This window comes from Lysinibacillus sp. FSL W7-1291, from assembly GCF_038593415.1.
GTDB lineage: Bacteria > Bacillota > Bacilli > Bacillales_A > Planococcaceae > Lysinibacillus > Lysinibacillus fusiformis_D.
Window position 1 is genome coordinate 887,913 of the sequence record NZ_CP151994.1, and the last position, 25,782, is coordinate 913,694.

29 protein-coding genes and 1 pseudogene are annotated in these 25,782 nt (G+C 37.4%); 23 read left to right on the forward strand and 7 right to left on the reverse strand.

Going from position 1 to position 25,782, the window contains the following annotated elements; all coding sequences use genetic code 11:
* Position 1: 1 nt before the first annotated feature.
* The 12 genes from lpdA (at position 2) to NST76_RS04125 (ending at position 11,195) form a co-directional block, all read left to right on the forward strand.
* Complete coding sequence (gene lpdA / locus NST76_RS04070; RefSeq protein WP_036125472.1) at positions 2-1,417, forward strand: dihydrolipoyl dehydrogenase; 1,416 nt, start codon at positions 2-4, stop codon at positions 1,415-1,417.
* Positions 1,418-1,638: 221 nt separating this feature from the next.
* Positions 1,639-2,526 (forward strand): LysR family transcriptional regulator, encoded by an 888-nt coding sequence (locus tag NST76_RS04075; RefSeq protein WP_051891703.1) that lies wholly within the window; start codon positions 1,639-1,641, stop codon positions 2,524-2,526.
* Between the two features lie 405 nt (positions 2,527-2,931).
* Positions 2,932-3,558, forward strand: a complete 627-nt coding sequence (locus NST76_RS04080) for a hypothetical protein (RefSeq protein ID WP_089931916.1) — start codon at positions 2,932-2,934, stop codon at positions 3,556-3,558.
* A complete protein-coding gene (locus NST76_RS04085; RefSeq protein ID WP_058843442.1) occupies positions 3,558-4,166 on the forward strand; it encodes a hypothetical protein in 609 nt (202 codons plus the stop codon). Before NST76_RS04080 ends, NST76_RS04085 begins: the two co-directional genes overlap by 1 nt.
* Positions 4,167-4,364: 198 nt before the next feature.
* Entirely contained in the window at positions 4,365-4,997 is a 633-nt protein-coding gene (locus tag NST76_RS04090; protein WP_340810006.1) for a hypothetical protein, read from the forward strand.
* On the forward strand, positions 4,994-5,596 hold the full coding sequence (locus tag NST76_RS04095; RefSeq protein ID WP_036125464.1) for a hypothetical protein: 603 nt from the start codon (positions 4,994-4,996) through the stop codon (positions 5,594-5,596). The genes NST76_RS04090 and NST76_RS04095 overlap by 4 nt, the downstream gene beginning before the upstream one ends.
* A complete protein-coding gene (locus tag NST76_RS04100; protein WP_058843443.1) occupies positions 5,593-6,741 on the forward strand; it encodes an ABC transporter substrate-binding protein in 1,149 nt (382 codons plus the stop codon). The genes NST76_RS04095 and NST76_RS04100 overlap by 4 nt, the downstream gene beginning before the upstream one ends.
* A 14-nt stretch (positions 6,742-6,755) precedes the next feature.
* Complete coding sequence (locus NST76_RS04105) at positions 6,756-7,757, forward strand: iron ABC transporter permease (protein WP_036125460.1); 1,002 nt, start codon at positions 6,756-6,758, stop codon at positions 7,755-7,757.
* The gene (locus NST76_RS04110; protein WP_330493438.1) at positions 7,754-8,566 is read left to right on the forward strand and encodes an ABC transporter ATP-binding protein; all 813 of its coding nucleotides are present in this window, start codon (positions 7,754-7,756) and stop codon (positions 8,564-8,566) included. Before NST76_RS04105 ends, NST76_RS04110 begins: the two co-directional genes overlap by 4 nt.
* A 535-nt stretch (positions 8,567-9,101) precedes the next feature.
* Positions 9,102-9,884, forward strand: coding sequence for an SDR family oxidoreductase (locus NST76_RS04115; protein WP_058843445.1), 783 nt, complete (start codon positions 9,102-9,104; stop codon positions 9,882-9,884).
* Positions 9,885-10,078: 194 nt separating this feature from the next.
* On the forward strand, positions 10,079-10,525 hold the full coding sequence (locus NST76_RS04120; protein ID WP_338652803.1) for a CidA/LrgA family protein: 447 nt from the start codon (positions 10,079-10,081) through the stop codon (positions 10,523-10,525).
* Positions 10,518-11,195 (forward strand): LrgB family protein, encoded by a 678-nt coding sequence (locus tag NST76_RS04125; protein ID WP_342544660.1) that lies wholly within the window; start codon positions 10,518-10,520, stop codon positions 11,193-11,195. Before NST76_RS04120 ends, NST76_RS04125 begins: the two co-directional genes overlap by 8 nt.
* A gap of 59 nt (positions 11,196-11,254) precedes the next feature.
* Here the strand turns inward: NST76_RS04125 and NST76_RS04130 are convergent, their stop codons facing one another.
* Together NST76_RS04130 and NST76_RS04135 are read right to left on the reverse strand one after the other, a co-directional pair.
* On the reverse strand, positions 11,255-11,851 hold the full coding sequence (locus tag NST76_RS04130) for a class I SAM-dependent methyltransferase (RefSeq protein WP_342544661.1): 597 nt from the start codon (positions 11,849-11,851) through the stop codon (positions 11,255-11,257).
* Between the two features lie 286 nt (positions 11,852-12,137).
* Positions 12,138-13,607 carry an aminotransferase class I/II-fold pyridoxal phosphate-dependent enzyme gene (locus NST76_RS04135; RefSeq protein ID WP_058843449.1) on the reverse strand — a complete coding sequence of 490 codons (1,470 nt, stop codon included), beginning with the start codon at positions 13,605-13,607 and terminating at the stop codon, positions 12,138-12,140.
* 143 nt (positions 13,608-13,750) lie between these two features.
* Between NST76_RS04135 and NST76_RS04140 the strand changes: the two genes are divergently transcribed.
* Both NST76_RS04140 and NST76_RS04145 read left to right on the forward strand, forming a co-directional pair.
* Complete coding sequence (locus NST76_RS04140; protein ID WP_058843450.1) at positions 13,751-14,710, forward strand: nitronate monooxygenase family protein; 960 nt, start codon at positions 13,751-13,753, stop codon at positions 14,708-14,710.
* Positions 14,711-14,730: 20 nt separating this feature from the next.
* Positions 14,731-15,018, forward strand: a complete 288-nt coding sequence (locus NST76_RS04145; RefSeq protein ID WP_036125382.1) for a UPF0223 family protein — start codon at positions 14,731-14,733, stop codon at positions 15,016-15,018.
* 111 nt (positions 15,019-15,129) lie between these two features.
* Here NST76_RS04145 and NST76_RS04150 read toward each other — a convergent pair whose 3' ends face one another.
* Complete coding sequence (locus tag NST76_RS04150; RefSeq protein WP_058843451.1) at positions 15,130-15,756, reverse strand: DUF1054 domain-containing protein; 627 nt, start codon at positions 15,754-15,756, stop codon at positions 15,130-15,132.
* 127 nt (positions 15,757-15,883) lie between these two features.
* On the opposite strand from NST76_RS04150, the gene NST76_RS04155 reads away from it, so the two are divergent.
* A complete protein-coding gene (locus NST76_RS04155; RefSeq protein WP_036125378.1) occupies positions 15,884-16,081 on the forward strand; it encodes a hypothetical protein in 198 nt (65 codons plus the stop codon).
* A 209-nt stretch (positions 16,082-16,290) separates the two neighbouring features.
* Complete coding sequence (locus NST76_RS04160) at positions 16,291-17,085, forward strand: inositol monophosphatase family protein (RefSeq protein ID WP_036125376.1); 795 nt, start codon at positions 16,291-16,293, stop codon at positions 17,083-17,085.
* Between the two features lie 107 nt (positions 17,086-17,192).
* Here NST76_RS04160 and NST76_RS04165 read toward each other — a convergent pair whose 3' ends face one another.
* The gene (locus tag NST76_RS04165; protein ID WP_036125374.1) at positions 17,193-17,378 is read right to left on the reverse strand and encodes a DUF5325 family protein; all 186 of its coding nucleotides are present in this window, start codon (positions 17,376-17,378) and stop codon (positions 17,193-17,195) included.
* Between the two features lie 138 nt (positions 17,379-17,516).
* On the opposite strand from NST76_RS04165, the gene typA reads away from it, so the two are divergent.
* The 5 genes from typA (at position 17,517) to NST76_RS04190 (ending at position 22,577) form a co-directional block, all read left to right on the forward strand.
* On the forward strand, positions 17,517-19,361 hold the full coding sequence (typA, locus tag NST76_RS04170; protein WP_036125372.1) for a translational GTPase TypA: 1,845 nt from the start codon (positions 17,517-17,519) through the stop codon (positions 19,359-19,361).
* 30 nt (positions 19,362-19,391) lie between these two features.
* A complete protein-coding gene (locus tag NST76_RS04175) occupies positions 19,392-19,790 on the forward strand; it encodes a YlaH-like family protein (RefSeq protein WP_036125369.1) in 399 nt (132 codons plus the stop codon).
* A gap of 238 nt (positions 19,791-20,028) precedes the next feature.
* A complete protein-coding gene (locus NST76_RS04180; RefSeq protein WP_058843452.1) occupies positions 20,029-21,021 on the forward strand; it encodes an ABC transporter substrate-binding protein in 993 nt (330 codons plus the stop codon).
* 1 nt (position 21,022) lies between these two features.
* A complete protein-coding gene (locus tag NST76_RS04185; RefSeq protein WP_036125365.1) occupies positions 21,023-21,790 on the forward strand; it encodes an ABC transporter ATP-binding protein in 768 nt (255 codons plus the stop codon).
* Entirely contained in the window at positions 21,783-22,577 is a 795-nt protein-coding gene (locus NST76_RS04190; protein ID WP_036125362.1) for an ABC transporter permease, read from the forward strand. The genes NST76_RS04185 and NST76_RS04190 overlap by 8 nt, the downstream gene beginning before the upstream one ends.
* Positions 22,578-22,668: 91 nt before the next feature.
* Here the strand turns inward: NST76_RS04190 and NST76_RS04195 are convergent.
* The 3 genes and pseudogenes from NST76_RS04195 to NST76_RS04205 all read right to left on the reverse strand — a co-directional run.
* Positions 22,669-22,875: pseudogene (locus NST76_RS04195) on the reverse strand (IS5/IS1182 family transposase); the annotation flags it as partial.
* A 482-nt stretch (positions 22,876-23,357) separates the two neighbouring features.
* Positions 23,358-23,561 (reverse strand): YlaI family protein, encoded by a 204-nt coding sequence (locus NST76_RS04200; RefSeq protein ID WP_036125360.1) that lies wholly within the window; start codon positions 23,559-23,561, stop codon positions 23,358-23,360.
* An 11-nt stretch (positions 23,562-23,572) separates the two neighbouring features.
* Entirely contained in the window at positions 23,573-24,073 is a 501-nt protein-coding gene (locus tag NST76_RS04205) for a hypothetical protein (RefSeq protein WP_036125357.1), read from the reverse strand.
* 182 nt (positions 24,074-24,255) lie between these two features.
* On the opposite strand from NST76_RS04205, the gene NST76_RS04210 reads away from it, so the two are divergent.
* Together NST76_RS04210 and NST76_RS04215 are read left to right on the forward strand one after the other, a co-directional pair.
* Positions 24,256-24,537 (forward strand): YlaN family protein, encoded by a 282-nt coding sequence (locus tag NST76_RS04210; protein WP_036125355.1) that lies wholly within the window; start codon positions 24,256-24,258, stop codon positions 24,535-24,537.
* A 60-nt stretch (positions 24,538-24,597) separates the two neighbouring features.
* Positions 24,598-25,779, forward strand: coding sequence for an FtsW/RodA/SpoVE family cell cycle protein (locus NST76_RS04215; RefSeq protein WP_101966399.1), 1,182 nt, complete (start codon positions 24,598-24,600; stop codon positions 25,777-25,779).
* The last annotated feature ends 3 nt before the right edge of the window (positions 25,780-25,782 follow it).

Here is a 25,782-nt window from a genome sequence, read left to right on the forward strand (position 1 = left end):
AATGGTAGTAGGAGATTTCCCAATCGAAACAGATACTCTTGTCATTGGTTCAGGTCCTGGAGGATATGTAGCAGCAATTCGTGCAGCTCAAACTGGCCAAAAAGTAACAATCGTTGAAAAAAATGTACTTGGTGGTGTGTGCTTAAACGTAGGTTGTATCCCATCAAAGGCATTAATTTCAGTAGGTCACCGTTTTGAGCAAGCTAAACATTCAGATGACATGGGAATCATCGCTTCTGATGTGAAATTAGACTTCTCAAAAGCACAAGCATTTAAAGACAGCGTTGTTAAAAAATTAACAGGCGGTGTTGAAGGCTTACTTAAAGGTAACAAAGTTGAAATTGTACAAGGTGAAGCTTATTTCGTTGACGCTAACTCAGTGCGTATCATCAATGGTGAATCTGCTCAAACTTACACATTTAACAATGTCATTATTGCAACAGGTTCTCGTCCAGTTGAAATTCCAACATTCAAATTCTCTGATCGCGTACTAAACTCTACTGGAGCACTTTCTTTACAAGAAGTTCCTGGTAAATTAGTTGTTATCGGTGGCGGATATATTGGTACAGAGCTAGGTTCAGCATACGCAAACCTAGGTTCACAAGTTACAATTATTGAAGGCGGAAAAGATATTTTAGCTGGCTTCGAAAAACAAATGACGCAAATCGTGAAAAAAGGCCTTAAAAAGAAAGGCGTTGAAATGGAAGTTAACGCATCTGCAAAAGGCGTTGAAGAAACTGAAAACGGCGTAGTAGTAACTTATGAAGTTGGTGGAGAAGAGAAGAAAGTTGAAGCTGACTATGTATTAGTAACTGTGGGTCGTCGTCCAAATACAGATGAAATGGGCCTTGCTGAAATCGGTGTTGAATTCGGTGAACGCGGTCTAATCAATGTTGACAAACAATGTCGTACAAATATTTCAAACATCTATGCAATTGGTGATATCGTTGCAGGTCCTCAGCTTGCACATAAAGCTTCTTACGAAGGTAAAGTTGCTGCTGAAGCGATTGCTGGTGAAAAATCAGTTGTTGATTATCTTGCTGTACCGGCTGTATGTTTCACAGATCCAGAAATGGCGACAGTTGGTTACAACGAAGAACAAGCGAAAGCAGAAGGCATTGAATACACTGCAGCGAAGTTCCCATTCGCAGCAAACGGCCGTGCGCTTGCATTAAACCAATCAGAAGGTTTCGTGAAGCTTGTTGCTCGTAAAGAAGATGGCTTATTAATCGGTGCTCAAATCGTAGGTGCTGGTGCATCTGATATGATCGCTGAGATGGGCTTAGCGATTGAAGGCGGCATGACTGCTGAAGATATCGCTTTAACAATTCATGCTCACCCAACATTAGGTGAAATTACAATGGAAACTGCTGAAGTATTACTTGGCAACCCAATCCACATTGTAGCGAAAAAATAATTTGAATAAAGGAGTGTAGAAAAAGCGGATGTTCATTCGCTTATCTACACTCCTTTTTTATTTACAATTGTTTTCTTAAATGCAGCTTGTCGTTGAATAAAATAAATAAAAGGTAATAACTTGAAGATGTGGCCCTATGGATATTAAATTTTACTTTATGCATAAAAAATAGTATTATAATTGATAATAATTATCAATTAAAAATGAAGGAATGGGTTACGATGAATGAGCGCTACCGAACATTTATTTTATTAGCACAATACAAATCATTTACTGAAACAGCGAAGCAGATGTTTTGTTCCCAACCAACAGTTTCTCAGCATATTCAGCAATTGGAAAGTGAATTAGGCTGCCAGCTGATCTCACGGAAAAAACGACAAATCGAGTTAACTACACAAGGCGAAATGGTGTTGGCTTATGCGCAGAAGATGCAGGAAATGGACCAACAATTGCGAATAGCAGTAAAGCAGACACAACAGGAAAATATCAAATTATATATAAGTCACTATATTGCAGATAGCTTTTTTGACGAGCTATTTGATAAAAATAATAGCACATATAAACAATATCCATATGAAATTAATAGCTATTGCTATGAAGATTTAAAAAGTAGTTTAGTAGAAAACCATGCCAAATTTGCTGTGATGCCGATTTATGATGCTGATAAGATTGTTCACGAGTCATTTGATATCGATATTTTATTTGAGGAAGAATTAGTATTAGTGATGACAAATGATCATCCTTTAGCAAGTCGTCAAATCATTTATACAAGAGATTTGAAAAACTTATCGATGCTATTGTCCCAAAGTTCTTATTTGAATCAGCATATTAAACAAGCTTTACATCAGAAGGCAGTACCTGTTTATTATATACAGATGACTAATTTTGAAATTATTAAGAAGGCTGTGCAGCAGGGTATGGGCGTATCCTTTTTACCTTATAAATCAATAGAGGATAGTCTAGATAAATTAACGTTTAAATATGTGAAAGGTCTATCTATTAAACGAAAAAATGGTATTGTATTTAACCGTAACCAAATTTTAAATGAGCAAGAACAAGCATTTTGTGAACGTATAAAGAAGAAATTGAAGATAGAGTCTATCAGGTAAGCTAAACTTATAATGGTAAATAAATCCTTTATAGTGTTTCTTCTATTATATTTATTAAAATATTTTCTAATTTAATCCAAGCAATATACGAAGCTTTTATTTACTGATTCGTAATTGTTTGGGTTTTTTTATCTTAATTGAGCATCTATTCCAGCAGTATGGTAGCACTTGGAGGAATTTATATAGCTTTTTTGCGATGACTTCCAAGAATCATTTTTGATAGAATATCATCCTTCATTTGTAGGTTTATAGCATTCTATAAGAAAATGTAATAGTACAATAGGAGATTTTTATAATTCGAGAAAAACGGATAAGTGGACAGCGAAAATTAAAATCTTACACCTTACATGATATTGATAATCGTTATCAATGGTGATATAGTTCGAAATGCAAGGAGGTATGAAGATGTCAAAAGACTATATTGTTGTTCATCCATGTAATATTTTTTCTCAAGGCAAAGCAGATGAAAATTTTGAAATTGTAGATATGTATGATTTACCGAATATTGAGCTGTCTTCTTATAAATGTATGATAATTTTAGGGTTTGTCGATCAAGAATTTTTGCAAGAAAAGAAGCAAATTATCGCAGATTTTTTGGCAAGTAAAAAGATTGTATGCTTCTTCGGTAACTTAGTCACAAATTGGTTGCCAGGACAGCAGGCATTTATTGCAAAGGAAATTCGAAATCATTGGGATTATGACATCTCAATTGCGAAACAACACAGAATTTTTGCAGGTGTAAAGGAAGAAGATATGACAATAAATAAAGGTGTGAAAGGATTTTTTGCTCGTGGACATCATCCAGCACCTACAGATGCGGAAATTTTATTAACCTTGCCAGACGGTGAGCCTGTGACATTTATTGACCGAAGCTCAACAAATGGGACTATTTTTATGCATGCAGGTAATAATCTTTTAACTATTGGAGGCATGACACCGTCATCATCAAAAACAACCAGTCGTATTCCTACACAGCTAATGCAATGGGTACAAGAAGAATACATGTATTTAGCGGAAAGGAGTGTCAAGTAGTGCGTAAAATAGCTGTTATGTATAGTGGTAGTTCACAACATTGGCGTACATATAAGACATCTGAATTCGCTCAGTATATTGATCAATTGATTCCAGTGCGTCAGTTAGAGGAAGAAAATTTAGATGCCTTTGATGTATTAATCATCCCTTCTCAATCTCATACAGGGTTATTAGATAAAAATATTCAAAAGATCTATGATTTTGCGAATACAGGTAAAGTAGTGGTCACATTTGGCCCTCAGCACAGAGATTGGTTGCCAATGCATAATTGGGAATCTAGGCCAACTAATTTTTGGTGGTGGCTAGAGCCTAATGCTGATAGTGGCTTGCGTTTAATAGAGGCAACGCATGATTTATTTAAGAATTACCTTACATTGGAGGATGCAACTTGGCATCAACATGGTGTGTACTGGCCAAGTGAGGGCTGTGAAGTTTTAGTATCGACAGATGATGGTGGGGCCGTCTTATATATTGATCGAGTGAACACAAATGGGATTTGGGTCAATACAACATTGGATCCAGATTATCATTTTGGATCTTATTTTATGCCGGCAACAGAACGCTTCTTACGAGGATTTTTACCTTGGCTAAAGAAAGGGCAAATATAAGGAATGCTAAGTGCGCAAAATGATTACTAATAGCTCTATTTGAGACGCAAGTGTTAGTAGTATGTTGGTTCAAGGTTTTGACAGGAAAGCTTGCCGTACATAGTGTAGAAAAATAAGCTTGTGGTATTAAATTAATTATTTTGGAATTTGCTCGTCATTGGTACGGAAATTTTTTGATAAAAGAAAGTAGGAGAACTAGTGGAACCTATTGCTTATGTTGGCATTGATATTCAGTTTACTCGATTAACGGCTGAGGATCGTGAACGTGGCTTAGTATTTTTATATTTATATGATTTACCCTATGTTGATTTAACTGCCTATGCAGGAATAATTATCACAAATCATGTAGAAGAGCAATTTCTACTAGAACATAAAATGATTTTAGATGAATATTTGCTACATGGTGGTGTTATCTTTTCACTGACAGAAATATCATTGCCATGGTTAGCAAATGTAGCTAATTGGAAACGCTCTCCTATTCCATTGAAAGATCGCGAAATCATGATTGAACAAGCTAATTGTTCTTTATTTAAAGGGATAGAGCCTTATGATATTAATTATCGAAAAGGTGTACGGGGCTTCTTTTCTCGTGGCTATTTTGAAGAATTACCAGCACATGCGGAAGTGTTAATTACAGATCAAAGTGGTGTACCGATACTTTATGTTGATCGACACTCAACAAATGGCACCATTTTTGCAGGGGCAGGTACCGATATTTACAAGGTATTTATGCATGAAGAAAATACATCGAAAAAGCTTAGTATGCAAATGCTAGATTGTATTCGTGAGGAAGCTAACCGCAATTATGCAAGTGGAGGTATGGGCAAATGATAGGGATTGTGACGAATGGCTTACCATTTCAAAATCGCTTTTTTGCAGAGCAAGAATTTCATTATTTATATGATGAAGTGCTACATATTCGCCACTTTCATCAATATGATTTAACAAAGTATGACACACTTATTTTATCTTGTCGCTTAGATATCCGTTCTTTAAAGCGGTATCAGTCACAATTACTGAAATTTGTTAATGCTGGCAAAAGACTGATTATTTTTGGTGAAATATTGGATTGCTGGTTTCCGACAATTGATTGGGAAGATTCTGAGGTCAATTTTAGTTGGTGGGTGAGAGATGGCGGTGATTTACCGATGAAAATGCAAAATAATGTGCATCCACTTTTTAAATACGTGACATTGCATGATATGAAATGGCATTATCACGGTTCTTTTTTACCACCACAAGGAGCGCAATCGTTATTAGATATTCCAAATGGACGATCGTTATTTTATGTAGATAATGTGAGTTTTAATGGAGAACTAGTTGTCACTACACTTGATCCGATGTTTCATATTGGACTAGGTTTTATTGATCAATCAAAGCCGTTTTTACATGGGATGGCAAAATGGTTAAGAGAGGAAGAAAAACATTGAAGAAGTATGGACTTGTCGCTGCTGTAGCACTAACAATGTTGCTGGCAGCTTGTAATAATAACAACGAAGAGACGCAAAATAATACTAAGCCTCAGGTGGAGCAACAATCATCAGAGTTACAAACGACAAAGGAAGAGAAGCTTGTAGTTGACCAATTAGGACGTGAAGTAACAGTACCAAATTCGATTGAGCGTGTTGTAATGGGAGGCATTCTTCCATACTTCTCTACTTGGTATGTAGCAACAAATTCTACAAAAGAAATTGCTGGTATGCATCCAAATTCGTATAATGCAGCAAAACATTCGATGCTAGCAAAAATGTCTCCAGATGTTTTAAAGGCTGATACTTCGTTTATTCAGAATGGTGAAGTCAATGTGGAAGAATTAATGAAAGTAAATCCACAATTATATATAGAGATTGCAACAGATGAGAAATCAATCCATAAAGTATCAGAGGCAGGTATTCCTGTGGTTGCGCTCAAGGCAATTGACGCAGCTGCGGCAGAGCCATTAGCTACCTTTAATAGCTGGTTAGAAATAACAAGCCAAATAACAGGCACAACAGAACGTGCTAATCGCTTCCTAGAGGAAGGCAAAAAAGTACAAGCTCAATTAGATGAAAAGTTAAAAACGATTGAAGAAAAAGATAAGCCTCGCGCGATGATGTTGTTTAGACATAATGAAAAGTCGATTACAATTGGAGGGAAAAACTTCTTTGGTAATCAATGGCTCAATGCGACGGGAGCCATTGATGTAGCTGAAAATGATATCCAAGGACAAAAAGAAGTCAATATGGAACAGGTATATACTTGGAATCCAGATATTATTTTTATTACCAATTTTACAGAGACACAGCCAGCTGATTTGCTTGAAAATAAGATAGCTGGGCAGGATTGGAGTCAGGTGAAGGCAGTTCAGGAGGGTAAAGTGTATAAGATTCCATTAGGCATTTATCGTTGGTTCCCACCTAGTGGAGACGCACCTTTAATGTTAAAGTGGCTTGCACAAAAAAATCACCCAGCGCTATTTGATTATAAAATAGAGGATGAGATTAAAGCATATTATAAAGATTTTTATGAATACGATGTGACAGATGAAGATATTCAAGCTATTTTAAATCCGTCTTCAGAAGCAGCTAAATATTAAGGGATGATTGGTAAATGCAAAACTGGAAAAAGATTATTTTATGGCTCCTCCCCTTGGTGATTGCCGTTATTTCTCTTGGTGTAGGACGCTTTGAGGTTGGTATCGAGCAGCTATTAAAGATTCTTGCTTCACAGATTTTCCCTATAGAGCCGACATGGACAGAGATGGAAGAAACGGTTATTATCAATATTCGCTTGCCACGTATTCTTCTCGCATTGTTAATTGGTGGAGGTTTAGCAATTGCAGGTGCTAGCTTCCAAGGAATGTTTGGTAATCCGCTAGTATCACCAGATATTTTAGGTGTTTCGGCGGGAGCTGGCTTTGGTGCTTCTCTTGGGATATTATTGTTTGGGCAAAATTTTGCCACACAGATAATGGCATTGCTTTTTGGATTAGGTGCCATCGGCTTTACGTTTTTAATTGCTGGCGCACGCAAAAATGCTCCTATTTTTATGTTTGTCTTAGCAGGTGTTATTACATCGGCACTGTTTAATGCGCTTATTTCGTTAACTAAATTTGTAGCTGACCCAGAGGAAAAGCTACCTGCGATTACCTATTGGTTGATGGGTAGCTTAGGAACGGTTACTTATAAAGATTTATATATAGGTGGACCACTGATTATTATCGGTATGTTAATACTTTATTTCCTAAGATGGCGATTAAATATTTTAACCCTCCCAGAGGATGAGGCAAAATCAATGGGAATTTCTGTAGTGCCTTTGAAATGGATGATTATATTTGGTGCCACTTTGATTACTGCGGTGTCTGTTGCGGTTGCAGGAATTGTTGGCTGGGTGGGTTTGATTATTCCACATGTTGCTCGTATGCTTGTTGGAAACAATAATCAGCATGTATTACCAATGTCGATTGCTATTGGAAGCGTCTATTTGTTAGTAATTGATAATTTAGCACGTTCTATAACAGCAACAGAAATACCTTTATCGATTTTAACAGCGATTATTGGTGCACCATTCTTTGCTTATTTACTGCGTAAATCTGGAGGTGGATGGGCGTGATAATTGAAGTGAAAAATGGCAATTTTTATTATGAAAAGCATCGTAAGAAATCCCAAAATCTTTATGTAAACAATATTAATTTTACACTGGAACCAGGACAAATTATGGCCATCCTTGGTCCTAATGGAGCTGGAAAGACAACGATGCTCAAATGTATTACAGGGTTACTAGAGTGGAAGCAGGGAGAAACCTATATAGATGACAAGCCATTGTCTACTGTCAAGCGTAAGGAGCTTTGGCAACGTATTGGCTATGTACCGCAAGCTCATAAAATGGTATTTGGTTTTACAATAGAAGAGCTTGTTGTGATGGGAAGAGCCCCTTTTATTAGTACATTGGCCCAACCATCAAAAAAAGATTTAGAAGCGGCGCATTTGGCATTAGATACAATTGGTATCGTCCATTTAGCAAAAAAATCATGCAATGAGGTAAGTGGCGGCGAGCTACAGCTGGCTTTAATAGCTCGCACACTAGTTGCCGATCCAGAAATACTTATTTTAGATGAACCAGAGTCACATTTGGATATTCAAAAACAAATTACTATTTTACAAACAATCAAGCAATTAGCGAGAGAACGTGGCATTTCTTGTATTATTAACACGCATTATCCTAATCATGCCTTTTATTTAGCTGATCGGGTCCTGATGACGGCAAAGGATAAGGGTGTTGTATATGGCGCTGTACGTGAAATAATGACGGAGGAAAGAATGCAGTCGTTTTTTGGTATCGAGCTAAAAAAAATACTGTATGAAGAAGAGAATTATGTGGTAGAAACAATGGTTCCACGTGCATTAGGTGCAGAAAAATAAGGAGTGCCGCTGGCTTGACTCCAATCAACCATTCTGCAAAAGTGTCTTTTCCTCTTTCATACTAGCCGTTGGGGACTAAATAACCCTTTATTTGTCTTATTAGAGAGAGGATAGACCCTTATTTTCAAGATGGAGAAGTGATGAGTGACAACACCCCTCCATAAAATGATTAGTGGAAATCTTTGCTAAAAAGATAACCTTTTTATGGATTGGAAGGCTACTTGACTCCGATGGGATAGCGAGACAGGCGAGCCCACAGGAAAGCAAGTAGCCGGAAATCCATTTTCACCTTTCACAAACATTCTATGGATAGTTTTGTTTTTCCACACTATGTAGCATGTAGTTGTCTTCCCAACTACATGCTTTTTAGCTATTTTACTGTATTAGCTTGGTGCGTGAGTCGGCTACATTGATAATCAGGTAGTGGTATTGCCTTCAAATATTATTTCTATTATTTGCAAGCTCCTTTAATTATTCTGAATAATCGATAAATGGTATAATGATAGCATTGTAGAAAGTAAGGGAGGATTTCATAGTGGAGCTTAATTTAACTGGGAAAGTAGCAATTATTACAGGATCGAGTAAAGGAATTGGTTATTATACGGCCATGCAACTTGTCAAAGAGGGGGCTCATGTTGTACTTTGCGCACGTGGAGAAAAACAGCTACAGGTGGCGGCTGGATGTATTAAAAATGAAACGGATGTGGATGTTTTAATTGTTCCAGCTGATGTTACAAAGGAAAAGGATTGTAAGTATTTAATTGAGCGTACAGTAGAACATTTTGGACGCATTGATATTCTCATTAATAATGCAGGTACGGCTTCAGCGAATCCCTTTGAGTCAGTGAGTAGTGAGCTGTGGCAAGCAGATTTAGATTTAAAAGTATTTGGGGCTATACATTGCTCCAAATATGCTGCACCATATATGCGTAAGGCTGGTGCAGGTGCAATCGTTAATGTGACAGCGGTGATGGCTAAGACACCTCCAGCAAGCTCGCTTCCTACTACAGTTAGCCGCGCTGCGGGACTTGCTTTGACAAAAGCGATGAGCAAGGATTTAGGGAAGGATAATATTCGCGTAAATTCTGTATGTATTGGGCTTATTCGCAGTGATCAAATTGAAAAGAATTGGAAAAAGGAAGAACCTAATTTATCTTGGGAAGAATATTCTCGTATGGTAGGGAAAACTATTCCACTTGGACGTGTAGGTGATACGCAAGAAGCCGCTAACGTCATCACATTTTTAGTTTCTGATGCAGCAAGTTATGTTACAGGGACTTCAGTGAATATTGATGGTGGCTCTGGTCACGCATTATAAATAGGATAATCTTTTTTAGGAAAATAATTTTAATGATGTCTCATTAAATTATGATGAGACAACCCCTATATTTCTCTTAATTAAAAGAAGAAAGCCATCCGCTTTCTTTTTTTATATTATTTTCCTAAAATTATAATAGACAGAAAATTCTTGCAGATGTAGAATGAACGATATAGGGGGTGAAAAGTGGCGAAATGTTGAACGAAAATTTTGCTGCGCTGTTGTTACGAGTTGTTCGTATCATTGCTCAAATTGGCATACTGACAATTTTTTATTACATGGGGGTGGGAATAGTAACATATTTACACATACCTCTTCCGGGAAGTGTTATTGGATTACTGTTATTAGCACTTTCACTCATTTTTAAAATCATTAAGGTGGAATATATTCAAGACGGTGCAAGTTTTTTAATTGGTATGTTAACATTGTTTTTCATACCAGCAACGGTAGGGGTTATTGATTATCCAGAACTCATGTCAGTCACTGGCCTGTTGATTATTTTAGCCGTTATTGCTAGTACATTAATCTCTATTTATGTCACGGGTTTACTGACACAAATCATTGAGAAAAAAGAATTGGCGAAAAAAGAAGGTACGGAAACCACTGTTGATGAAGGGAAGGGAGAGTTAACGGTTGATTGAAGCAATTGTTGTCCTAAGTACCGTCATTATGTTTGTATTGTTCACAAAGCTTTATCAGCGATTTCCACATCCCATCATGATCCCCTTGGTCACTACTACAGTGGTCAGTGTGATGATTTTACTTATATTCGATATTCCATATGCAACATATATGAGAGGTGGAGAATGGCTTCAGAAAATGCTTGGACCAGCAGTTGTCGCACTTGCCTATCCTCTCTATAATCAACGAGCTATTATTATAAAATATAAGTATTCTATTTTATCAGGACTTTTCATCGGTATGATTACAGGCTTAATGACAATTTTTGTATTACTAAAATGGATTGGTGTAAAGTCTAGCTGGATGCTGACGGCCTTACCTAAATCATTAACCACGCCTGTTGGGATGCAGGTAAGCGAAACGATTGGAGGTATCCCGCCTCTAACTGCTGTTTTTGTGATGATTGCAGGGTTTGTAGGGGCTATTATTGGACCATTCGTTATTAAATATGGCAAAATCAACTCTGCCGTTAGTAGAGGTGTGGCTGTAGGCAGTGCCTCACATGGTGTAGGTCTTGTAAAATTAAGAGAATATGGGGAACAGGAATTATCAGTTGGTTCATTATCGATGGGCTTAACGGCTGTTATTGGGGCATTTTTCTGTCCTTTATTTGTTTATTTATTTTTATAATCCAATTGTCGCTTTGTGCAAAAAAAGAGTTGTCTCAAAAACTATTTGAGACAACCTCTTTAGCTTTTTTCAATAATCAATTGAATCGTATGGGCTAGCCCAGTGTGTAGCATTCCTTCATGTCGAATTTGCTCACCTGTAAAAAAGTGGATAATTTTATATACTTGACACCATTGGAGGACATCTAAAGGGTTATATAAAAAGTCGAGTTGCTGTGGACCACCTGAAGCATAAGGGAGCTGATAAATGGAATATAACTCCATCATAATTCGCCCTCCTGGTTTGACTGAATCGATAATCTTTTGTATGACCGTTTGTTGTTGCTTTGCTGGAAAATGTCCAAATACCATAATGGCCGCATCATATTTATTAACGGGAAGCTCATCCAGCAGTAAATCGGCTAGCTTAGTTTGAACTGTCACTTGATGCTTCAGTGCTAATTGTTCAGTTTTTTGAAGACCACTCTGTGCATAATCATAGGCAGTAACCGTATGTCCAGCTGTGGCTAAAAAAACAGCATTACGTCCTTCACCCTCTGCATAGGTGGCGATATTAGGGTAATCTTTCAAATAATATACATAATCTTTAATAAAGGCATTAGGTTGTTCGCCATAAACGTATTCTGCTCCTTGAAAACGTTGATCCCAAGTATTCATTTAGTTCACTCCCTTTTTTATATTGTAAATAATATAGATTGCTTATTCTAATTTTTAGCTTATTTAGTTGAAAGCTTGAAAAAGCAACTAGTCGTTATGAAAAGGCAAATAATCAATTCTCAAGTAATATTCAAGTACCATCTATATATGTAATTAATAATGATTGGGACAGGTAAAGAGAAATTTCTAAAGCAGCAATGATATCCAAGCATAGCAAAGCTCACTTGAATGTTTTAGAGATAATGAAAAAGCTAGCTCTTCACAATGAAGAACTAGCTTTTAATTTTTAAAAAATAGGTTTTCGTTCTTTTATTACCCGAATTGTTTTCAATGTTGTATCCTCGGGTCCTTGTACTGGTAAACCTGCTTCAATATTCATTTGAATATAATGAATATTTTCTTGTGTAATTATTTCCCCGGGAATAAAAATCGGAATTCCAGGAGGATAGACCATAATAAATTCTGCACAAATACAGTTATCCGCTTCTGCAAGAGGAACGACTTCTGTATCGGCATAAAAGGCATCACGTGGTGACATAGCAAGAGCTGGGATTTCTGGTACATTCACTACAGCTTCTGTGATAGCCGCTTCAGAATCGAATGCTTTTGACATACGAGTGAGTGCATTTACTAAAAGATTAATTTCTTTTTTCGTATCTCCCAATGTCACTAAACATAAAATATTGTAAAGGTCAGACAGTTCCACTTCAATATTGGCATTATATCGTAACCATTCCTCAGCTCTATGACCAGAAATACCTAAATCTTTTACACTAATAAGCAGTTTTAATGGGTCCATATCATAGGTCGCCGATGAATGTAATTTTTCCTTACCTGCACACTTTAAGTGCGCTATTTGATTGATGCGTTTACGCGCATCTTTTGCTAAACGCAATGCATCGTCGATTAAATCATATCCATGAATGGCTAGCTGGCGACGAGCTGTGTCAAGCGAAGCGAGTAATGGATATGAAGTCGATGTCGTTGTTAGCATGGAAAAGACAGCTTGTACACGTTTCGCTGAAACAAGACCTTCACGGACATTTAAAATGGAAGTTTGCGTCATGGAGCCACCGAGCTTGTGTACACTTGTTGCTGCCATATCTGCACCTGCCTCCATTGCTGAATACGGTAGGTCATCATGGAATTTTATGTGTACACCATGTGCTTCGTCTACGACTACTGGAATCTGACGATCATGAGCGATTTCGACAATGCGCTTTAAATCAGCTGTAAAGCCAAAATAAGTTGGATTAATAACAAGTACAGCTTTTGTGTCTGGATAAGCATTCAACGCTTTTTCGACAGCTTCAGGCGATATGCCATGAGAAATTCCATATTCACTGTCGACTTCTGGGTGAATAAAAATTGGAATTGCACCAGCGAATACAATCGCCGACATAATAGATTTATGAACATTCCGTGGCACTAGAATCTTATCACCTGGGCCGACGACGGTCAGAATCATCGTCATGATGGCGCCACTAGTACCTTGGACGGAAAAGAATGTATGATCAGCACCAAAGGCTTCAGCTGCAAGGCTTTGTGCTTCTTTAATAGCACCCTTTGGTGAATGTAAATCGTCTAGTGGAGCAATATTAATTAAATCAATTGATAAAACGTTGTCGCCGACGAATTCTCGGAAAGCAGGGTCCATCCCTTGCCCTTTCTTATGGCCTGGAATATGGAATTGAATTGGATGTCTGTTCCGATGTTTAAGTAATACGTCGAACAATGGAGTCTCTAGTTGTGACAACGCAGGTACCACCTCACTTTATAATATCTAAGAAAACAAATGAATTATAGCACCTAACGACACGAAAAAATAGACTTTTCATAAAAATAAAAGGTTTTTTTCAGGATAAAGAGAAATTAGTATCGAACGAAAGGGGAGGTACTATGAATTGGAATACACGTGTGACGGAGCTTTTGCAGGTTAAATACCCCATTATTCAAGGAGGGTTAGCCTATTTAGCATATGCTGATTTAGCGGCAGCTGTATCGAATGCTGGCGGTCTAGGGCAAATAACAGCCATGAGCTTACGAGATCCTAATTTATTACGAGCAGAGATCCAGAAAGTCCGAACATTAACAGATAAACCGTTTGGCGTAAATTTTGCGATTGGTCTGCATGGTATAGGCTTTGAGGAGATGGTGCGCGTTGCAGTTGAGGAAGAAGTACCAGTTATTACGATGACTGGAGGAAACCCAGCACCTATTTTTGAGTTGCTAAAAGGAACAGCTATCAAAAAATTGGTACTTGTAGCTGCTCGTAGACAAGCCCAAAAAGCTGAACAACTAGGAGCAGATGCTGTGATGGTTGTTGGTCAAGAGGGGGGAGGTCATCTTGGGCGAGATGACGTTGGCACAATGGTGCTAGTTCCTCAAGTGGTTGATAGTGTGAAAATTCCAATCATTGCTTCTGGAGGCATTGGTGATGGGCGTGGTTGGCTAGCTGCACACGCATTGGGAGCTGAAGGTATTGAAATGGGCACACGCTTTATTGCCACAAAAGAATGTGTCGATGCATCAGAGGCTTATAAAGAGGCTCTGCTTGCTAGTACGGAGGCTGATACGACGATTATTAAGCGTTCTATCGGCGCGCCAGCACGAGCTTTACGTAATGAATTTACGACAAAGATTTTAGAAATTGAGGAAAAAACACCAACATATGAGGCTTTAAAAGACTATATCAGTGGTTCAGCCAATAAGCGTTTTATTTACGATGGCAATCAAAATGAAGGCTTTGGCTGGGCTGGTCAAGTGACGGGAATGATTCACGATATCCCAACCGTAGCGGAACTTATTAATCGAATGGTTGCAGAAGCTGAAAGTATCCGGTTAAAATGGGGGCAATAACATAAAGGTGGTTTTGTCGAATGGAATATTCTTATCCGTTTTCAACTGATTGGTCCACAGAGGAAATTGTGGATGTCGTTCAATTCTTTGAAGGAATTGAGAAAGCTTATGAAAAGGGCATCAAGCGTGAAGTCATGCTGGCTAAATATCGTCGCTTTAAAGAGATTGTTCCATCTCAAGCAGAGGAAAAAACAATTTTTCGAGAATTCGAAGAGGCAAGTGGCTATATTAGCTATCCTGTCGTCAAACAAACCAAGGAAGCCGAAGATGGGATGCTTATAAAAATTGTCCCTAAAAACGGTCGATAAAAAATGGATGTGAGCACAACTCACATCCATTTTTTAATTTTTTGTGTTAAAAAACGACATTTTGCATAAACTACATCAATAAAAATCATCATTAAATGAATCTAAGTAAAACTATTTTCCAACAATGACGTTGTAAAGAGGAAGTAAGCGATTAAATGTTTCCTCTGTTAATTGTTGTAACTCGCTAGCTGTTAGCTTTGTCGCTTGCTCTTTTGGAATGTGACGACCAACCAAGAACTCACCTTTTTTGACATCTCGTAGTCGTATAAGCAATGCTTCAAGCTTGTCTTCTTTTGCCTCTTCGAGAGAAATGGCCTCAGGGGACATATGATCACCTGACACAATAAAATCAGTAGGAAGTTGCTCCAATAAAGATTTATGGGCAAGTAAACGCTCAGCCATAACATTTTTTTGCGGTGCTTCATAAATAATAGCTAAGACGATGAATAAATGTGTGTGCCATAGACCAATCTGAAAGTGAGGCAATGATTTATAACCTCTTTTATAGGGAGCGAAGGCAACCCAACTATCCTTTGGTGGGTTAACAGTTCTTCGAGCATGTTTGGCAACATGAGGGAAGAATTCTTCACCTAGTTGGCTAGAGAAATAAGCAGAAAAATCCTCTCCTAGTTGATTGAATTTTGGACGTACAAGGGAAGTTAAAGCATCCATTCTTTGTTCTAAACCGTCTATTGTAAAAACATTAAAGTCTTTGTTTGTCCACTTTATTTTTGGCAATTTTATTTTACTCCTTTCGTTTTATAAGGTTTATTTTACGCTGATTTTGGGAAAAAATCTTATAACAAGAACTTTATCGAAATAAAAAAGTTTTTGTAAAAAAAATTAAAAAAAGGAAGTGTTTTTTATGAAACCTATCGTAAAAATTATACGTAAAGTTGACATTGAAAAGCAATATGAACACATTTTACAATTAGAATTAGATTATGAATTAGCATCACTCTTTGAGGCGATGAATGAAAAAAATGATATTGAAATTGAAAAAAGTAAAAAACGTCTGGCTGAAATACAGATGGAACTTGAAAGCTTGCACGCCTATGCGTAATCAAAATTTAATACCTATTTAAAAAATCACTTGCTGAATATTCCGACAGCAGGTGATTTTTATTGTGACAAAGGGTAAAATAGAAATTATATCAAATGGCAGTCCTTTGTTTTTTTATAGTCGAAACAAATGGTTAAGTGATGGAAAAGGTATGAGGAGCATAAAGAGAGCGAGAGAGCCTTTTCTTATATTCGAAGGGTGGGTTTTGAGTGCATTTACAACAAATTGATGAATTTGCAAAAAGTATCATTTTTGAAGCTGGAAGACGTATTCGAGAGGCTTTTTCGTATAATCTAGTTATTGAGACAAAATCAGGTGCAAATGATCTCGTTACCAATATTGACCGAGAGACCGAATTATTTTTTATCGAGCAAATTAAAGCTTTTGATCCAACCCATAAAATTTTAGGGGAAGAAGGAATGGGCGAAAAGGTCGAATCATTAGATGGTGTTGTCTGGATTATTGATCCGATTGATGGCACGATGAACTTCGTCAAACAACATCGTCATTTTATGATTTCTATCGGTATTTTTGTAAATGGTGTTGGAAAGTTAGGGTACATATTTGATGTCATGCGAGAGGATTTATTTAATGCCATTGAAGGTCAAGGGGCATGGTATAATGATTCACCATTGCGTAAACTACAGTCTGTCTCAATGGAGGAGTCGGTCATTGGCATTAATGCACATTGGGTGGCACCCAATCGACATATCCACCATGAAAAGGTGATAGAAATGGTTCGCAAAGTGCGTGGTACACGATCCTACGGGTCAGCGGCAATGGAAATTGCATTTGTTGTTAGTGGCAAACTAGATGCATATGTCTCCATGCGACTAGCACCATGGGATATTGCAGGCGGAACCATCATTGCTCAGGAGGTTGGGGCAGTTGCAACAAATTTACATGGAGAAGGCTTTGATTTCCTCCATCAAGATACTTTTATCATCGCCAATCCTTCTATCCATAAAGAATTATTAGAAAAATATATTGTGCCGTACGATTAAATAAAAAGGAGCCGTCTAGTAACTAGACAGCTCCTTTTCATGTTGATTGCTTATTTTTTCAGTGGGTTTTCAACCAGCTAAATTAACATCTGCCAAGGCATACTTGATTAAAGTAAGCCTTGTGTACGTAGTTTACGCTTCATTTTAAAGGCTGTCATGAAAATGACACAAGTTGCCACAATACCTGCTATTGCACCAAATACACTACTAGCCGCAACAGAATAGCCGATAGAGCACATTGCTAGTACAGCTGCTAATGCATAGATAGCCATTACGATTTTTGCACGATTCATAGCCTAGCCTCCTATATAAAAAATTTGTAAATCAAATATATTTTTTAGAATGATGGAAATTCTAATAAGGACATTTCTATCCTTCTTGTGCTATAATATCACAGTTAAACATTCGAAAAAAGAATATGGAGTGGAATAATGACAAACTTACGTCAAGATCTTCGCAATATCGCAATTATCGCCCACGTTGACCATGGTAAAACTACCTTAGTCGACCAATTACTAAAACAATCAGGTACATTCCGTTCAAACGAACGTGTTGAAGAACGTGCAATGGACTCTAATGATATTGAACGCGAACGTGGTATTACGATTTTAGCTAAAAATACAGCAGTAAACTATGAAGGAACTCGTATCAACATCCTTGATACGCCTGGACACGCTGACTTCGGTGGTGAGGTAGAACGTATTTTAAAAATGGTAGACGGCGTTTTACTAGTTGTCGATGCGTATGAAGGTTGTATGCCTCAAACACGTTTCGTACTGAAAAAAGCATTAGAACAACGCTTAACACCAATCGTTGTTGTTAATAAAGTAGACAAAGATTCAGCTCGTCCACTAGAAGTAGTGGATGAAGTGCTTGAATTATTTATCGAGTTAGGTGCAGATGACGATCAATTAGATTTCCCTGTTGTCTATGCTTCAGGTGTAAATGGTACAGCTTCTTTGGACGCAGATCCATCTAAACAAGAAGAAAATATGAAATGTCTATTCGAAAAAGTGATCGAGGCTATTCCAGCACCAGTGGATAACTCAGAAGATCCATTACAATTCCAAGTAGCTCTACTTGACTATAATGACTTCGTTGGACGTATCGGAATTGGTCGTGTATTCCGTGGAACAATTTCTGTAGGTCAACAAGTTGCACTGATGAAATTAGACGGTACAGTGAAAAACTTCCGTGTAACGAAAATCTTTGGTTTCTTCGGTTTAAAACGTGAAGAAGTAGAGACAGCAAAAGCTGGTGATTTAATCGCCGTTTCAGGTATGGAAGATATCAACGTTGGTGAAACAGTTTGTCCTGTTGAACACCAAGAAGCGCTTACACCATTACGTATTGATGAGCCGACTTTACAAATGACATTTTTAGTAAACAATTCGCCATTCGCAGGTCGTGAAGGGAAATGGGTTACTTCTCGTAAAGTAGAAGAGCGTTTACGTGCTCAATTACAAACGGACGTATCTTTACGTGTTGAAGATACTGATTCTCCAGATGCTTGGACAGTTTCAGGTCGTGGTGAGCTTCATCTATCAATTCTTATTGAAAATATGCGTCGTGAAGGTTTCGAATTACAAGTATCTAAACCGCAAGTAATCGTGCGTGAAATCGACGGTGTAAAATGTGAGCCATTCGAACGTGTTCAAATCGATGTACCAGAAGAAAATGTTGGTTCAATTATTGAATCAATTGGTGCACGTAAAGGTGAAATGCTTGATATGGTGAACAACGGCAGTGGTCAAGTTCGTTTAACGTTCTTAGTACCAGCTCGTGGTTTAATTGGTTATACTACTGAATTCATGTCGATGACAAAAGGTTTCGGTATCATCAACCATACGTTTGATTGCTACCAACCATTACTACCAGGTAAAATTGGTGGACGTCACCAAGGTGTACTAGTTTCAATGGAAACTGGTAAATCAACAACTTATGGGATGATGCAAATTGAAGACCGTGGTACACTGTTCTTGGAGCCAGGTACAGATATTTACGAAGGTATGATCGTTGGAGAAAATACTCGTGACGCTGATATCACTGTAAACATCACAAAAATGAAACAAAAAACAAACATCCGTTCAGCAAATAAAGACCAAACGAATGTTATTAAAAAACCACGTATTTTATCTTTAGAAGAAGCGCTTGAATACCTAGGTGATGACGAGTACTTAGAAATCACACCAGAATCTATTCGTCTGCGTAAAAAAATTCTTGATAAAAATGAACGTGAGAAAGCAGCGAAAAAATTACGTAACGCAGAACAATAATTTTCCGCTGACATGAAAGGAAGAGGAGTCTTGGATATTAAGTCCGCTTTATTGGGTGAACTAAATGTTATTCAAGTTGCTGCACAGACAAGTTCCGATGAAACAACAAGAGTTTATGGAAGAATGGCGGGTATAACTAGATTTTTATACGAAAATTTACCAAGCTATGAAATTGCAGGCTATGTTGTATTTCTTCTTGTATTTGCACTTTCTGCCATTGTCTATAAGTTAGGCTTTGCCAAGAAATTAAAACTATCTCAAAACATTATTATTTATGCGTTCCTATTTTTAGGTTGTATCATGCTAACGTTTTTCGCCCTATTCTTGCCAATGATTGAGGGTCTGATTGTAGCAGCCTTAATTTTAATCGTATATAAAACAAGATTATGGCGTGAAAAAAGAGAAGAGCAACAAGCTACCAATCAGTAACAAGTATGTATTTTATAATAAGAATTTTTATACAGTCTTAGCGATTATTACGCTAAGGCTGTTTTCTTTTGTATCAATTCTCGAGCTTGTTCGAAAAGTGCCTTCTCAAAAAAATTATTTGATGTACCTGACGCTAAATAATTGCTAAATCAAAATAAATTGGTAGGCACCGAAATCTTCTAATGTGAATAAGTTAATGTCGATAGGCTTATTTTCATCACATCAAGGAGGAAAGGGAATGCGTGGGCTTACAAAAGGTTTGCTATTAGGTGTCATTGCTTTGTTACTCCTTTCTTTGACAGCATGTAATAAAGCAGAGCTAGAAAAAGTCAAAGTAGGAGAAGTAACTCGTTCAATTTTTTATGCGCCACAATATGTAGCACTTGAGAAAGGATTCTTCGAGGAGGAGGGTCTTTCTGTTGAGCTACAAACGATTGCAGGTGGCGATAAAACTATGACGGCGTTACTGTCAGACGGGATTGATATTGCTTTAGTTGGATCAGAGACATCTATTTATGTCACTTTACAAGGTGCTAATGATCCCATTCAAAATTTTGCACAGTTAACACAAACTGACGGTACTTTTTTAGTAGCAAGAGATAAAATGAATAATTTTTCGTGGGATCAATTAAAGGGCTCAACATTTTTGGGGCAACGTAAAGGCGGTATGCCTCAAATGGCAGGAGAATTTGTGTTGAAAAAACATGGCATTGACCCTGTAGATGATTTAACACTTATTCAAAATATTGATTTTGCCAATATTGCTACTGCTTTTGCCTCAGGTACTGGTGACTATGTACAATTATTTGAACCAACTGCGAGCGTCTTTGAGAAAGAGGGGAAAGGCTATATCGTAGCTTCGTTTGGAACGGAGTCTGGCAATCTTCCTTACACGTCTTTTATGGCAAAAAGTAGTTATTTAAAGGATGAAGCGAAAACGGTTCAGGCTTTTACAAATGCATTGCAACGAGCACAGGATTTTGTACAAAATGAGAGTTCAGCAGAAGTAGCAAAAATGATTCAGCCATATTTTGAAAATGTCGATATAGCGATCATTGAAACCGTGATTGAGCGTTACAAAGCGCAGGGCTCTTATGCTACTGACCCAGTTCTCGATGAAGGAGAGTGGGATAACTTGCAAACAATTATGGAGGAAGCAGGTGAACTTCCTCAACGAGTGGAATATGACAAACTTGTGAATACAACCTTTGCCAAAAAGGCTGCTGAGTAATATGGAATTTTTACAGCTGGAGAACATTCACCATAGTTATTTTTCAAACACACAGGCAAAGGAAGTATTACGTGATATTAGTCTAGCGATTCGTGAAGGAGAATTTGTATCCTTTATTGGACCGAGTGGCTGTGGGAAAACAACATTATTATCAATTATTGCAGGATTATTTCCTGCAACTGAAGGCAAGGTCTATATAGATGGTGAAGAGCTATCAGCACATAATCAATCTAGTATTGGCTATATGCTTCAGCAAGATTATTTATTTCCGTGGAAGACCATTGAGGAAAATGTAACAATCGGTTTGAAAATTATGGAACGAAGCAATAAAACACATAAAGTGACAGCCAATGCACTGTTGCAGGAAATTGGCTTACCACATGTCGGGAATAATTATCCACGAGAATTATCAGGAGGTATGCGACAGCGTGTGGCTCTTGCTCGCACATTAGCCGTAAACCCAAAAATATTATTATTAGATGAACCATTCTCCGCTTTGGATTATCAGTCGAAATTAAAGCTTGAGGATTTAGTTGTGGAGACCTTAAAAACGTATAAAAAGACGGCTATTCTTGTAACACATGATATTGGCGAGGCTATCGCGATGAGTGAGCGTGTCTTTCTATTTTCAGCCAATCCAGGGGCATTGCACAGAGTGTTTGAAATACCTGATGCTCTTCGTGAGCTGTCACCCTTTGATGTAAGACAGCATCCAGCCTATACAGATGTTTTCCAAACCATTTGGAAGGAGCTGGAGAGTCTTGGATAACACATTATTTAAACAATATCAGCAATTACTAAAAAAAGAAAAACGCTTTGTACGGTTATATCAGCTTATCATTCTACTGCTATTCTTTGGTGGGTGGGAGCTTCTTTCAAGACTAGAGTGGATTGATCGTTTAATATTTAGCTCACCGACACATGTTTGGCATACATTTATTGAAAAAGTAAGTGATGGTACATTAACATTACATGTTGGTGTGACATTAATGGAGACGGTGATTGGTTTTATTGCTGGTACTTTACTTGGAACATTAATCGCTATAGTATTGTGGTGGTCTCCGCTACTATCAAAGGTTCTCGACCCTTATTTAGTAATTTTAAATGCGATGCCAAAAGTTGCGCTCGGCCCTATTTTGATCGTTGCGCTCGGACCAGGCTATTTTTCCATTATCGCCATGGGTGCATTGATTTCCATCATTATTACAACCATCGTTGTGTATACAGCTTTCAAAGGTGTTGATCCAAATTATAGTAAGGTCTTACAAACATTTGGGGCAACTAGATGGCAAATCTTTCGTGAAGTAATTTTGCCAGCTTCATTTCCTACGATTATTTCAACTTTGAAAGTTAATGTTGGCTTATCATGGGTAGGGGTGATTGTAGGTGAATTTTTAGTAGCTTCAAAAGGGCTTGGTTATTTAATTATTTATGGTTTCCAAGTATTTAATTTTAACCTTGTGCTCATGTCACTTCTGATCATTGCGTTTTTTGCGACCATTATGTATCAAGTAGTTGAATTGGTTGAAAAAATAATTATTAAAAATAACGGATAAAAGAGGTTCTCTATAGTTGAGGTACTTCTCAGACTGTTGACAAAAGGAATCGAGTGTGAACTTCTCGATTCCTTTTGTCATTTTTGATACCTTTTTTTCCATTCGCAAAGACATGCTTCAAGGTTCCTCTGCGCTTTGCATAGATTTGTTTAATATTATAAGGATGTTGTAAATATTCAACTTCCGCTACCACGATTCCCCAATAGGACGTTGAATGAGTTTCTGATGATTATTACTTTTTGTTCATTGTAATAAGGCTTAGGCGAGGGCACTTAATACAAATCAAAGGATTTGGTTTATTTGGGTAATATTCCACATTGAATGCGGTTTCTTTCATAGTTTGGGCATGGAGCCAATGCCAAAGATAAATAGAATAAATGGAAGAAAACATACTTGGACGTCCATAAGCTGAAGAGAGTTTTTCTACTAAGTTAAACGACAATCGATAGCAGCCTCTAGTATTCATACTAAGTAAACTTTGGGTATTAATGGATCAATCGCTAATTGTTCACGTTTATTGGTTTGCTTCATGGATTATCACCACAAAGGTTTACTTTTCATCAATACATGTAGATGGAGTACTTTATGTAAAAGTTGATTGGAACGAATGGCAGTGACTCCGCCCACGAAAAGCGTCCGCCTGTAGTGGAAATCAACGGCTTTACTTTGTTTATTGTAAAAGAAAAAAGACTGAAGGCAAACGCTCGATTTTTTTGAGTTTGTCTTCAGTCTGAGAGGTGTCTTTATAGTTGAGGCACTTCTTTTTAATCTGTCATTTAGTTAAAATTCTTTATCCATTTGAGGTGAAGTACGATAAAAACGAAAATTGCCCGTTTCTATTCGTGCAAACGTATTTTCTTTAATACGATCATGACAAATTGTACACATATACGTATGAATTGGACGATTACGTAACTTCTTTGCTAAAGGCAGATTATCATCTAAATTATCAATCGTATCGCAAATAACGCATTTTACGCGCATTGCATTCCCTCCTATTCAGCGCGAATGGCTGATATGTTTTTAATAGGATTGTCAATATTTGAACCATCTTTTAATAATACATGGATTGGGCCATCTTCTAAAAGAGGCTTGCCGTCTTGGCTATATTTTAATATTAGTGTTGAAGCTTCTTCAATTGTGAATGGGAATTCTTGTCCATCTTTGCATTCTAAAACGATTTTTGTCGCTTCAGGTTTAATTTCAGCATTCTTCAAGAAATGACTTAATTGGATACCAAAAGTACCTGTTTCCATTCCTTTACGGTCAAATTTACGCTCTGATTTTAATGTAGGTGGGAATGTGGCCCCCTCCATAATTTCACGAGACCAGTGAGCACCAACCTCACGCATATATTTGATGTCAGAATCTTCCTCAATGTTTTGTGTCGTAAAGTAAGTGTTTAAATCTAATTTACGATCGTCGAATATCCATACAGTGGGATCTAATGTTAGTTGGTATGAGACGGCACCTGTAATAGGAATTATTGTTTCCATAATAGAAATCCTCCTTAAATCTTGTATATCCATGACATAGTATAACGCTAATGCCTAGAGATAATAAAGAAATATAAACCGAATTCTCTATTTTCCAATGAAGACACTTGCATTTTTAACGACTAGAAGATAAACTTTATTAAGATAGAATCGAAGAAATATCAGATAATGGGGGCGTCCTCATGGATACGAAATCACAAACTTCTTTTCAAGAGAAGGCTTTGGAGCTATTAGTTGCTGATGCAGACAAGATTGCTCGCCTTATTCGAGTACAAATGGATCATTTAACAATGCCACAATGCCCTTTATATGAGGAAGTATTAGATACACAAATGTTCGGCCTATCACGTGAAATCGATTTTGCTGTGAAGCTTGGACTGATTGAACGTGATAAAGGCAAAGAAATTCTCGATTCACTCGAGAAGGAACTGTCTGTGTTGCACGACGCGTATACAGACAAATAAAAAGAAAAACTCAAACGCTTCTTTGCGCTTTGAGTTTTTTTACTAGAACGAGGTTTTCTAATGAGACAATACTTAAAAAGATATGCACAAAATTTTGATTACCCCTTATTTTTTACGGTCCTATTATTAAGTTTATTTGGGTTAATAATGATTTACAGTTCAAGTATGATGGTAGCGATTGCGCAAAAAGAGCAAGCACCTGATTTTTTTTATCAAAAACAAGTTACCAATTTATTGGTGGCATTTATTGGTTTTATAGTGGCAGCCTTTTTCCCCTACAAGCATTATGCGAATAAGAACATTATGTTATTACTAACGATCATACTAGCGGTGTTATTCACATGGTTAAAATTGTTTGGTCACGGGGCAGATCAAGTAGGCTCTCAGAGTTGGATTGCTATTCCAGGATTAGGGAATTTTCAACCTTCGGAATATGCGAAACTATTTATTATTTTATATTTTGCAGCTGCTTTTTATAGAAAAGCGCAAAAACATACGTTTGAAAAGCTACAACCAACTGAAATTTTTTATCCCATTTTCCTATGGATTTTAGTGGTTGCTGGGGTAGCTTTCGAAACAGACTTAGGAGCAGTTATTATTCTGTGTGGAATAGCTGTATCTGTAGTAGCTTCAAGTGGCATTCCCTTTAAAACATTTTGGAAGTTCTTTGGTGTATTAGTAGCCTTCGGTACAGCAATCCTTGGTATCCTTTTGCTATTCAAGGGGGAACTACTAACTGATAACCGTAAAGGACGGATTCTATCTTATTTAAATCCGTTTGAATATGAGAGTGGTAGTGGTCACCAAGTGGTGAATAGTTATTATGCCATTGGCGGAGGTGGCTTAGAAGGACGTGGTCTTGGTCAATCGATTCAAAAATTAGGGTACTTACCTGAACCACAAACAGATTTTATAATGGCGATTATAATGGAGGAATTGGGAATATGGGGAGTTTTAATTGTCTTAGGTGGTTTAGGATTTATTGTATATAAAGGTTTTTCCATTGCATTACGAACAAAAGATCCGTTGGCACGCATGATTGCAGCTGGTATTGCGAGTTGGATAGGCTGGCAATCGTTTATTAATCTTGGGGGGATAACCGGGTTAATCCCGTTAACCGGTGTAACGTTACCTTTTATAAGCTATGGCGGTACATCTATAATCATTCTATCTTTAGCGATGGGAATATTAATCAATGTTTCTATGTTTGAAAAGGTAGAGAGGAAAAAAACACAATCATAAAGG

Bases quoted from the DNA above. Each gene is read 5' to 3' on its own strand.
- NST76_RS04215 (WP_101966399.1), top strand. From the start codon at position 24,598: ATGAGACAATACTTAAAAAGATATGCACAAAATTTTGATTACCCCTTA.
- NST76_RS04075 (WP_051891703.1), top strand. From the start codon at position 1,639: ATGAATGAGCGCTACCGAACATTTATTTTATTAGCACAATACAAATCA.
- NST76_RS04130 (WP_342544661.1), bottom strand. From the start codon at position 11,851: ATGAATACTTGGGATCAACGTTTTCAAGGAGCAGAATACGTTTATGGC.
- typA (WP_036125372.1), top strand. From the start codon at position 17,517: ATGACAAACTTACGTCAAGATCTTCGCAATATCGCAATTATCGCCCAC.
- NST76_RS04080 (WP_089931916.1), top strand. From the start codon at position 2,932: ATGTCAAAAGACTATATTGTTGTTCATCCATGTAATATTTTTTCTCAA.
- NST76_RS04185 (WP_036125365.1), top strand. From the start codon at position 21,023: ATGGAATTTTTACAGCTGGAGAACATTCACCATAGTTATTTTTCAAAC.
- NST76_RS04205 (WP_036125357.1), bottom strand. From the start codon at position 24,073: ATGGAAACAATAATTCCTATTACAGGTGCCGTCTCATACCAACTAACA.
- NST76_RS04095 (WP_036125464.1), top strand. From the start codon at position 4,994: ATGATAGGGATTGTGACGAATGGCTTACCATTTCAAAATCGCTTTTTT.
- NST76_RS04200 (WP_036125360.1), bottom strand. From the start codon at position 23,561: ATGCGCGTAAAATGCGTTATTTGCGATACGATTGATAATTTAGATGAT.
- lpdA (WP_036125472.1), top strand. From the start codon at position 2: ATGGTAGTAGGAGATTTCCCAATCGAAACAGATACTCTTGTCATTGGT.
- NST76_RS04145 (WP_036125382.1), top strand. From the start codon at position 14,731: ATGGAATATTCTTATCCGTTTTCAACTGATTGGTCCACAGAGGAAATT.
- NST76_RS04140 (WP_058843450.1), top strand. From the start codon at position 13,751: ATGAATTGGAATACACGTGTGACGGAGCTTTTGCAGGTTAAATACCCC.
- NST76_RS04180 (WP_058843452.1), top strand. From the start codon at position 20,029: ATGCGTGGGCTTACAAAAGGTTTGCTATTAGGTGTCATTGCTTTGTTA.
- NST76_RS04105 (WP_036125460.1), top strand. From the start codon at position 6,756: ATGCAAAACTGGAAAAAGATTATTTTATGGCTCCTCCCCTTGGTGATT.
- NST76_RS04210 (WP_036125355.1), top strand. From the start codon at position 24,256: ATGGATACGAAATCACAAACTTCTTTTCAAGAGAAGGCTTTGGAGCTA.
- NST76_RS04120 (WP_338652803.1), top strand. From the start codon at position 10,079: ATGTTGAACGAAAATTTTGCTGCGCTGTTGTTACGAGTTGTTCGTATC.
- NST76_RS04165 (WP_036125374.1), bottom strand. From the start codon at position 17,378: ATGAATCGTGCAAAAATCGTAATGGCTATCTATGCATTAGCAGCTGTA.
- NST76_RS04155 (WP_036125378.1), top strand. From the start codon at position 15,884: ATGAAACCTATCGTAAAAATTATACGTAAAGTTGACATTGAAAAGCAA.